Annotated in this window: 8 protein-coding genes; 2 read left to right on the top strand and 6 right to left on the bottom strand. The window is 68.2% G+C overall.

Annotated features, from left to right (window positions below; translation table 11 throughout):
• Positions 1–122 precede the first annotated feature (122 nt).
• Positions 123–1,118 carry a stage II sporulation protein M gene (locus tag NGB94_RS10145; protein WP_325790494.1) on the bottom strand — a complete coding sequence of 332 codons (996 nt, stop codon included), beginning with the start codon at positions 1,116–1,118 and terminating at the stop codon, positions 123–125.
• Positions 1,119–1,262: 144 nt separating this feature from the next.
• Between NGB94_RS10145 and NGB94_RS10140 the strand changes: the two genes are divergently transcribed.
• On the top strand, positions 1,263–2,069 hold the full coding sequence (locus NGB94_RS10140; protein ID WP_325790493.1) for an RDD family protein: 807 nt from the start codon (positions 1,263–1,265) through the stop codon (positions 2,067–2,069).
• Between the two features lie 82 nt (positions 2,070–2,151).
• On the opposite strand, the gene ahcY is transcribed toward NGB94_RS10140, so the two are convergent.
• From ahcY to NGB94_RS10125, 3 genes are all read right to left on the bottom strand, one after another.
• A complete protein-coding gene (ahcY, locus tag NGB94_RS10135; protein ID WP_325790492.1) occupies positions 2,152–3,636 on the bottom strand; it encodes an adenosylhomocysteinase in 1,485 nt (494 codons plus the stop codon).
• 13 nt (positions 3,637–3,649) lie between these two features.
• On the bottom strand, positions 3,650–3,844 hold the full coding sequence (locus tag NGB94_RS10130; protein WP_325790491.1) for a hypothetical protein: 195 nt from the start codon (positions 3,842–3,844) through the stop codon (positions 3,650–3,652).
• Positions 3,845–3,944: 100 nt separating this feature from the next.
• Positions 3,945–4,340 (bottom strand): DUF3499 domain-containing protein, encoded by a 396-nt coding sequence (locus tag NGB94_RS10125; protein ID WP_325790490.1) that lies wholly within the window; start codon positions 4,338–4,340, stop codon positions 3,945–3,947.
• Between the two features lie 111 nt (positions 4,341–4,451).
• Between NGB94_RS10125 and NGB94_RS10120 the strand changes: the two genes are divergently transcribed.
• Positions 4,452–4,952 carry a metallopeptidase family protein gene (locus NGB94_RS10120; RefSeq protein ID WP_325790489.1) on the top strand — a complete coding sequence of 167 codons (501 nt, stop codon included), beginning with the start codon at positions 4,452–4,454 and terminating at the stop codon, positions 4,950–4,952.
• Between the two features lie 14 nt (positions 4,953–4,966).
• Here NGB94_RS10120 and NGB94_RS10115 read toward each other — a convergent pair whose 3' ends face one another.
• Positions 4,967–6,583 (bottom strand): DUF5719 family protein, encoded by a 1,617-nt coding sequence (locus NGB94_RS10115; protein WP_325790488.1) that lies wholly within the window; start codon positions 6,581–6,583, stop codon positions 4,967–4,969.
• Positions 6,583–10,086 carry a glycosyltransferase family 2 protein gene (locus tag NGB94_RS10110; RefSeq protein WP_325790487.1) on the bottom strand — a complete coding sequence of 1,168 codons (3,504 nt, stop codon included), beginning with the start codon at positions 10,084–10,086 and terminating at the stop codon, positions 6,583–6,585. The genes NGB94_RS10115 and NGB94_RS10110 overlap by 1 nt, the downstream gene beginning before the upstream one ends.
• Positions 10,087–10,099: the final 13 nt, after the last annotated feature.

Here is a 10,099-nt window from a genome sequence, read left to right as displayed (position 1 = left end):
GGAGCCAGACGGGCATTACCGTGGGACATGAAGACCTCTTGGGTTCGGCTGTGTGTGGTAACCACCAAACCTAAGAGGTCTTCACCCTATTCACGTGTAACCAACGTGGTGTCTCAGTACACCTAGGCCGACCGGACTGCTGCTTCCCCGGCGTCGCGTGCCAGCAGGTCACCGCGGAATCCGGCCTGGTAGGCGCGCCGGCCCAGGATCAGCGTGTATGCCCAGTAGGCCGCCAGCACCAGCGCACCAATGGTGATCCGCAGCCAGGCGGGAAGGCCGCTGGGAGTAACGAATCCTTCCACGAGGCCGGAAATGAACAGGACCACCACCAGCCCCAAGGCCACGGTCATCAGGGACCGGCCCTCCTGCGCCAGCGCGGCAATCCGGGTGCGCGGCCCGGGAGCAACCATGGCCCAGAAGATGTGCAGGCCCGCTGCCGCGGCGATGAAGATGGCCGTCAGCTCCATGAACCCGTGCGGCAGGATGTAGGTGAAGAAAGTGTCCAGTTCACCGAAGGAGGCCATGGTTCCGGCCGCGGTGCCCACGCCCACGGCGTTTTGGTAGAGGATGTAGGGCCCCCAGATTCCGGTGACGCCGAAAGCAACTGCCTGCAGTGCGATCCAGGCATTGTTTGTCCACACCATGCCGGCAAAGGACGCTGCCGGGTTCTCCGAGTAATAGGCGGCGAAGTCGGATTCAACGTACCGGCGCAGCTCGGCATCAGTTCCGAGTGCTGCCAGGACGCCGGGGGTGTTCACCACCCAGTAGCCGGTCAGCGCCGACACCAGGACGAACAGCACCCCGATGATGACGGTGAGCACACGGACGCGGTAAAACGCAGCGGGCAGTGAATAGACGAAGAACCCGGCAAGATCCTCCAGGAAGTTCGACCGGGCACCAGTGAACCGCGTCCTGGCCCGGGAAAGGCGCATGGACAGGGCAGCCGAGAGGGCCCCTTCCGGAGCCACCGAGCGGATGACGGAAAGGTGGGTGGAGGCGCGCTGGTAAAGCTGCAGCAGTTCATCTGCCTCGGCTCCGCTGAGGCGGCGGCGGGCAATCAATTCATCAAGCCGCTTCCAGTCCTGGCTGTGTACGGCGGCGAAGGCATCCAAGTCCACGCCTCCACCCTAGCGGGCGCAGCGGCGTTGCCCGCATGACGACGGTCCGGATGGGTAAAGTGGGTCCCCAGGGAAGAAGGCACCGCGCAGCATACCGGCCGCGCGGGCCTGCGGGACACGCTGAGATGGAAGCAGGGGGCTGGCATGAGCGCGATCGTAACCGGAGAGGCCGTTGTCCTCGAGCTGCGTCCGGCGTCTTTTGCGGCCCGGGGACTCAGCGTCCTGATCGACGTCGTTTCCCAGCTGCTGCTACTGCTGCTGCTGTTTTTTCTCATCGGGAACACCCTCGACGGCGCGCTGGACCCGGCACTGACGCGTGCGCTGCTGCTGGCCTGCGTCGTCCTGGTGATCGTGGCGCTTCCCGTGGCAGTGGAAACGCTGACCCGGGGCAAGTCGCTGGGCCGGCTGGCGATGGGCCTGCGGATCGTACGTGACGACGGCGGTGCAGTGCGGTTCCGCCAGGCGTTCACCCGGGGGATCCTGGCCGTGCTGGAGATCTACATGCTCGCCGGGTCCCTGGCTTTCGTCACGGCGGTCTTCAACGAAAAGTCCAAGCGCCTGGGCGACATGCTTGCCGGGACGTATTCAATGCGTGAGCGGGTCAAGGCACCGGAGCCCCCGGCAGTGGACATGCCCGCAGAGCTCGCTCCCTGGGCAGACCTGGCGGACATCGGCCGGCTGCCCGATCCCCTCTCCCGCCGGGTGTCCCGCTTCCTGTCCCAGGCCGCACGGATGGCGCCGCCCGCCCGCTCGGCGATGGCTGCCTCGCTGGCGTCCGAGGTTTCTGCCTTTGTTTCCCCGCCGCCGCCTGCCGGGACCTTTCCCGAGACGTACCTCCGCGCCGTCGTGGTTCAGCGGAGGGAGCGGGACTATGCGCGGCTGAGCGCGCAGCATGAACGGACCGAACAGCTGGGACGGCGCCTGCACCGGCTTCCCTTCACTGACGCCTAGCGGAACTGCTCCCCCAACGCAGGCAGCCGTGCCGCTTCGCGAAGAAGCGGCACGGCTGCCCTGTTGCTGCCTGCGTTTCGGCTTAGTACCGGTAGTGGTCCGGCTTGTACGGTCCGGCCACGTCCACGCCGAGGTACTCGGCCTGGGACTTGGTGAGTTCACTCAGTTCGACGCCGAGGGCGCCGAGGTGCAGCCGGGCCACCTTCTCGTCGAGGATCTTGGGCAGCACGTACACCTGGTTGGCGTACTCCGGCGTGCCGTCTTCCTTGTTCTGCCCGTACTTGGTGAACAGCTCAATCTGGGCGATGGTCTGGTTCGCGAAGGAATTGGACATCACGAAGGACGGGTGGCCGGTGGCGTTGCCGAGGTTCAGCAGGCGGCCTTCGGAGAGCACGATGATGCTGCGCTGGTTCTCCGTTCCTTCGTCGAAGATCCATTCGTGGACCTGCGGCTTGATTTCAACCTTGCGGATGCCGGACACCCGGGCCAGGCCCGCCATGTCGATCTCATTGTCGAAGTGGCCCACATTGCCCACAATCGCCTGGTGTTTCATCTGCGCCATGTGGGAGGCCATGATGATGTCCTTGTTCCCGGTGGTGGTGATGAAGATGTCGCCCTGGCCAACAACCGATTCCAGGCGCGCCACCTGGTATCCGTCCATGGCAGCCTGAAGAGCGCAGATCGGGTCGATTTCAGTGACGATCACGCGGGCGCCCTGCCCGCGCAGCGCTTCGGCTGCACCCTTGCCAACATCGCCGTAGCCGCAGACGACGGCGACCTTGCCGCCGATCAGGGTGTCCGTGGCACGGTTCAGGCCGTCCGGCAGCGAGTGGCGGATGCCGTACTTGTTGTCGAACTTGGACTTGGTGACCGAGTCGTTGACGTTGATCGCCGGGAACAGCAGCGCACCGTCAGCAGCAAGCTGGTAGAGCCGGAGCACACCCGTGGTGGTCTCTTCCGTCACGCCGCGGATGCCCTTGGCAATTTCAGTCCACTTGCCCGGAGCTTCGGCCAGCGAGCGGCGCAGGGTATCCAGGATAACCGTGTACTCGTAGGAGTAATCGGGGTCGTCTTCGGACGGGTTGGCCGGAACGGCGCCTGCTGCTTCGAACTCAACGCCCTTGTGCAGCAGGAGCGTGGCGTCGCCGCCGTCGTCCAGGATCATGTTCGGCCCGCCGGAGCCTTCCGGCCAGGTGAGGATCTGCTCGGCAGTCCACCAGTATTCCTCGAGGGTCTCGTTCTTCCAGGCGAAGACCGGAACGCCCTTGGGGTCCTCCGGCGTCCCGTCCCCCACGACCACGGCGGCAGCGGCCTCGTCCTGGGTGGAGAAGATGTTGCAGGAGGCCCAGCGGACCTCGGCACCCAGGGCCGTCAGGGTTTCAATCAGCACGGCGGTCTGCACGGTCATGTGCAGCGAGCCTGCGATCCGTGCACCGGCCAGCGGCTGGCTGGGGCCGTATTCGCGCCGCAGCGCCATCAGCCCGGGCATTTCGTGCTCGGCCAGGCGGATCTGGTGGCGGCCGGCTTCGGCCAGGGACAGGTCAGCTACTTTGAAGTCGATGCTCACAGGTTCAGTGTCCTCAGTTCTTCGGTGTTTCGGCCGGGGCTTCGGATGCCGGCAGCAGCACCGGTATGCCCTCTTCAATGGCATAGCGCACTGGCTTGCCGTCCGGTCCGGGGGCGGTGGAAAGGAGTTCGTTCCCCTCCTGCACCAGGTGCGAGTGGGTCTGCGGGCAACGCAGGACATCCAGGAGATCGGCGGTCAGGTTAGCCATGGCTGCGGCACTTCCTTGCGAAACGGTTGACTGGTCACGGCCGCGGTTCATCCCCGGCTGATTTCTCCAGCCTATAGCGTGCGGCGCAGCACGGCTTAGCTCAGCTGGGTTCGCTGACTTCTTCGCGCAACACACGAAGGTGGGAACGCCGGGAACCGGGGAGCTCCGCCGGCGGTTCCAGTGCGTGTTTGCCGCTGCGCCGGGCCGGCTCTTCGGCCGCGGGAGCTTCTTCGGCCTCGCGGACGGCGTCCACCAGGGCTGAGAGCTCGTCCGGACCGGGCGTGCGCGGCACGGTTCCGAGGTCCAGCCGGAGGACCTGCCAGCCGCGCGGGGCAGTCAGCCGCTGGGCATGCAGCTCGCACAGGTCATAGCAGTGCGGTTCGGCATAGGTTGCCAGCGGGCCAAGCACCGCCGTGGAATCCGCGTACACGTACGTCAAAGTTGCGACGGCGGCCTGCCGGCACGCTGAACGTGAACAAAGACGTAAGGATCCCACGGATCAATACTCTACCCCGGGGCACCTGCCGGTCCGGGCAGCCACGCCGGGGCCGGCTGCGGCCCCGGTACGGTCTCCCCGGGGCGCGGAGTGCGGGCTAGAGTAGGTGCCATGCCTCCAGGATCTTCCTCAAGCATCGACGGCGGATCCGGCGCGGGCGAGCCGGGTCCTGCTGCGGCGCGCCCGTTCCGCCGGCGGCGCCGCAACCGGCACGGACGCGGTCTGCGCGGGGAGCTGCTCCCTGCCCACCTTGCCGGTTCCCGTACCCGCGCTGAACGTTTCGACGACTGGGTCATGGAGTCCGCGCAGCGGCTGGAGCGGCTCTGGGGCGAGGACATCCAGACCTACCAGTTCATCGTCCAGGAAATCCCGGACGGCCTTGAGGAACTGGTGCGCCGGGGCGGCTCCATCCCGCTGGCATCCTCAAGCCCGGGGAACGGGCCCAGGCCTCCGGTGATCACCATTTACCGCCGCCCGGTGGAGTCCACGGCGCGCGGCCTTGTCCCGGTGAACGAGCTCATCCACGACGTCGTGGTGGAACAGCTTGCGTCGCTGAAAGGCATGGACCCGGAATCCATCGATCCCACCTACGGCCGCTTCCGCCCGCTCTAGGCACAGGCGGCAGGCTAGTAGCCGATTCCCACCTGGATGGACCGGCTGCCTGAGGTGCCCTCGGGAAGCGGCAGCACCGAGATGCCCGGCCCTTCGCCGGTCACAAGCTGCGCTCCGTAAACCGCTTCACCAACAGCGCTGACGAGGACGGCTGCCAGATCTCCGCTGCCGAGGTCGGATGGCTGCAGTGAAAGGGTCCTGCCGCCGGGAACCTTGATGGTTTTTTCTTCCTGCAGGGTTCCGTTTGCACCTACCGCCCGGACCCGGACCTCGGCGTCACCGTCAGGTGCCGTCAGGACCAGGGCGGAGCTGCCGCCGGGAACGGCGACGGCAAGGTGCTCACTGCCCAGCCTGGTGTCTGCCGGGGCTATGGCCAGCTCTACCGGCTCTTCGGGTTCAGTGCCGCGGCTGAAGACGGCGGATGCTGCGACGGCGACGTCGGCAGACAAATCAAGTGAGTACGTGCCGGCCGGCAGTTCAGCCAGCGGTATCTTTCCAACCGACCCGGCCGGAACGCTGAAGATGCCGCCGCCCGGAATGTCCACCTCTCCCTTTTCCCCGAAGACCCGCAGGTGCACTGAAGCGTCCGAGGTACCGGGAACTGCAACGTTGAGCACGGGCTGGACTGATTCGTAGCCTTCCTGTTTCTGGAGGGCCCGGGTTGCCTCCGGAGACTGAAGTGCCACGCCCGTAATTACCTGGCGGGGCGCAGGAGCTGCGGTGGGTTCGATGATTTCCACACCGCCGGCGGTCAGGCCGCGCAGGATGCTCTGTTCGATGAAGGCGCTGACCGGTCCCCCGGAGCTGCGCACCCGCACGGCTGCCGATTCCTGCCCGGATGCCAGTCCAGCAAGGACGATGGAACGAGTCTGGCCCGGAGCCACGACGATCCCCCGGCTGCCGCCGGCTTCCACCCGTCCGTCCGAGCCGAAGATCTCCAGGTCGACCGTTGCGGCTGTCACTGACGGGTTGTTCAGCCTCAGCACCGCCGTGGCGCCGACCGTGGTCCTGGCGCCAAGGAGCCACATGTCATTCGAAGGGGTCTGGCAGTTGGCCGCCGCCAGTCCGGCAAGGTCGCCGTCAGTGGCGGTGTAGCCCATGACGGCGTTGGCCGTGGCCGGCTGCTCACCGGCAGGTTCGGCTTCGAAGGCAGTCACCCCGTCGACCTTCTGCTTGGCCAGCACCCCGGCCAGCCGGGTGCCGGCGAGCGGAACTTCGTCATTTTCCGCGAGGGAGGCCACGGCTTCGCCGCTGTTCAGCAGCGAAAGCCGGGCTGGAGGCAGGGATGCTCCCGCCGCACCCACCACCGCGGTTGTGACCGCCGTGGAAGCTGACTCGGATACCGGGCTGAACTCCGCGTCGGTGGACGTCACATTCCCGGCGAGCAGGCGCAGCGGCTCCGGGCATACTCCGGTAAGCACTCCGGCCGGGACTCCCGTAGCCGGCGGCGGCACCGCCAGCTCGGAACGGGAGGGCGCGGCGATGGCGCCAGCAGCCACGAGGGCTCCCGCCGTGCCCAGCACGACGGTACCGGAGATTGCGGCATAGGCCTTCCGGCGGCCGGCAGCGCGCCGGCCGCGTCCCTCCGCCCGCGATGCCCCGGTCCCTGGAGTCCCCGTGGGATCGGTCATCAGTGCACTCCTTCAGAAGAATTTTCGGTAGCCGGCACGCCCGTCTGGGGCAAGTCCCGGCGGGCAGCTCCGCTGCCTCCGCGGTTCCTGCCCCGGGCCGTCCTGCCCCGGCGGGAACGGCCTGCGTTCCGGTCCCTGGCCATGGCCGGTTCCGGGTCAGGTGCCTGCCCTCCGGAGCCGGCAGCCGGTTCCGCTGCGGCGTCGTCCGCGGTTTGGCCGGTCTCCGCAGCCGCGGCACGCACCGGTCCCTGTTTTCCGGGCAGGCGGATGACGCCGGAGCGCGACGGCGTGGGAACCGCCAGCAGGATTGTCAGGCCAAAGACGATCACCTGCACGATTCCGGTCCACGGTTCCCAGGGGCTCGAGTAGCTGACGCTGAGAGATCCGCCCGCCGCCGGAAGGTCAAACGCCTGTGCCCAGCCGTCCGTGGACGGTTCAAGCTTCTTTCCGTCCAGGGTCGCCTGCCAGCCGGTGTCGGCACGTTCAGCCAGCACCAGACGGCGGCCCTCCGGCCCCTCCGGGATGTCTGCATCGACCGTTGTCTGGGCGGACGGAACCAGTTCCAGGGTCTGGCCGTCGGCATCGACTATGCGAACCCGCGCCGTCTCGCCGGCGACTGTTTCGGTACCCTGTTCATCCAGCGACCCGGTAACCCGCCACAGCCATCCGGAACCGGTCTGGCCTACGGCCGTCAGGCCCGGCACAGCGTCCAGCCGGTCGGCCAGCAGCTCGGCAGCGGTATCGGAAGTCTGGAGAACCACGAAGCCGACACCCAGCCGGCTGAGTTCTTCCCGCGGATCCACTCCGGTTCCCGCGGTAATTACCGCGACAGCGCTGCGCAGGGCGGCGCTGGCGCCGTCGTCGGCTGCCGGCGTTTCCTGCCCCGGCGCGCCTTCGACACCGCGGGCTGCGTAGGCAGCGTTGAGGCCGTCCAGCGTACTGCCGCCGGAACGCATCAGCGTGGCGGTGATTTCGTCCCCGGGACCCACTGACAGCACCAGGGACCGGGTCTGGTCCTCGCTGTTGCCGCGGTCTGCAGCAGTAGCTGGCAGTACCCGCGTCTCTGTCTCCCGGACGGCCAGCCGGGTTCCCGGCTGCACTCCCCCGGTACCCTCGGCTGTCACCGTTCCGGTGGCCTGCGGAACTGTCCAGGCTGCCAGGCTCGCCGCCGGTCCGGCTCCAAGCAGGACGGCCAGGACAACGACGGCGGCAGCGGCGGGGCGGCGGGTGAGCCCGGTTTCGGTCTTGCGGGCAGCGAGCAGGCTGTCCAGGGCCGGCAGGGCAGCGCACAGCAGCGCGAACACGGCCGCAGACACGAGTGGACCGGGGAACGGTGTCACCAGCGCCGCGGCAGCGCTTCCCGTGACGAAGTAGGCTGCGGCGCCGGACAGCGCGAGGGCCGCGATCGCCATGATCCAGCCCAGCCTTGCCGTCGCCGCCCGTCCGGGAAGGAAGAGCGCCGCAGCGGAGAGGGCAGCCAGCGGCCCCCCTACCAGTACGGCGAGCACCAGTGCCCAGGGACCTTCCGGCAGGAAACCAAGTCCGGTGAGCGGGTCGGAGATGCCGAACGCCTCCGGGTAGCCAAGCAGCTGCTGCCACAGTGCCGCAGGAGTGAACGCCAGCGGCACACCGGGATCCGCAGCAGCTGCCCTGAGGTTGGCGGACAGCACCACCGGGAGCAGGAGGGCGGCGGACGGGAGCAGAGACCACCAGAGGGTCCGTGCCCGCGAGCGAAGCCACAGCGAGAGCACCAGGACCAGCAGGACGCCGAGGACGAACAGCAGCGGGGCGCTGGCGGTCAGCACCGACAGCAGCAGTCCGGCGGCGGCCGCGGCCGTCCAGCTCGGAACTCCGTGGACTCCGGGTTTACGCGGAGCCGTGTGGCCGTGATCCGCCGTGCTGCCGGTATCCGGTGCTGCCGTGCCTGCTCCTACCGCCCGTGCCATCGCCAGCACTGTCAGCGGCAGGACAATATGGGCCACCAGCGCACCGAGGCGGCCTTCCCCGAGGGAGGCCTGCAGGGCAGGCACTGAGCCCCAGGCCATGGCTGCCCAGAAACGCGCGCCGGGGCGCCGGGTGAGGGTCCCGGAAGCCACCCAGGCGGCCAGTCCGGCAAGCGGCATGGCCAGCAGGACCAGCACCACCACTGCTGCACTGGCGTTGCCCAGGCCGGCCGCGCCGAGCAGCCACAGGACGTAGTCGAACGGATCCCCGTGACCGGGGTAACCGGCTCCGACTTCGCTCCACCAGCCGCTGGCGTTGGCCCAGATGGCCGAAAGTGAGTCAGAGACCGGGAGGAGGGCTCCGCCGGTAAGTGCGGGGGCGCCGGCAAGCCGGTGCAGGCCGGTCAGCGACGCGGCAGTGAGCAGCAGGGCCGCAGCCAGGGCGCCTGCCCCGGACCAGGCCCGGCCGCGGGTGGCCAGCGCGGCAAAATCGTCGTGAGCGTCGCCGCTGGGTTCGTAGGCCTGGGGTGCAGGCTCGTTCTCGGTCCGGTAGGCGTTTGCTGCTGCCTCCGATTCATGGACTGAGCGCCGGTGCTCGCGCACCTCACGGGGCGTCGTCACCAGGGCACGGACGGTACTGCGTGGCAGCCTGCGGGTGGCTGCCGCTTTCCGCCGTGAGCGGTAGAGGTCCACTGGCCGCAGCACAGCGGCGATGCTGGAGATCAGGGAACCCGCGGCGTAACCCGGGTCCTTTGCGAGCATGCCCAGGAGGAACCGGCCGAGTCCGCCCAGGACGGCGCCCAGCGCCAGGAAAGGCACCTGCCAGGCGGGAGCATGCTTGAGGCGCAGGAACACTTCGGCCTTGCGGGCCGCCCTCGAGGAGGCCGCGGAGTTGGGACGGCTGCCGGCATGCCGGATGCGTGCGGAGGGCACCACTACTACGCGGTTGCCTGCCAGCCGGTTCCGCCAGCAGAGGTCAATGTCGTCTCCGGTGCCGGGCAGGGCCGGATCAAAGCCGCCGAGGGCATCCCAGGCGTCACGCCGGATCAGCATGCCTGCGGAGTTGACCGCAAAGATGTCGCTGCGGGAGTCGTACTGGCCCTGGTCCAGTTCGTCGACGTCGATCATGGTCAGGCGTTCGGCCCAGCGGCTAATGGAGACACCCACGTCAATGAGCTTGCGCGGGTTTTCCCATTCCACCTGCTTGGCCCCCGCAATGGTGACCGAGGGTGCCAGCTCGACGGCGCGCAGCAGCTGGGTGAGCGCTTCGGGGTCGGGGGCGGAATCGTCGTGGAGGAGCCACAGCCATTCATGGGTGGCGTCGTCGTGCCCGGCGCGCCGGGGCAGCTGCTCCAGGCCCGCCTTCACTGCTGCGCCAAAGCCGGACCGGGCGGGAGCGCCGATGACGGGGCTGCCGACCGGGAGTCCCAGCTGCAGGCGGGACGCCGACGCGTCAGTGGATCCGGCGTCGACGCCGATGCAGAAATCTGCCGGCCGGGTCTGGGCCGCCAGTGCGGAAAGTGTTTCGGGGAGGTACTCGGCACCGTTGTGGGCAACCACTACGGCACATACG

It is taken from the genome of Arthrobacter koreensis, assembly GCF_035792275.1.
GTDB classification, from domain to species: Bacteria; Actinomycetota; Actinomycetes; order Actinomycetales; family Micrococcaceae; genus Arthrobacter_B; species Arthrobacter_B koreensis_A.
This window is presented reverse-complemented; position numbering and strand designations above follow the sequence as displayed.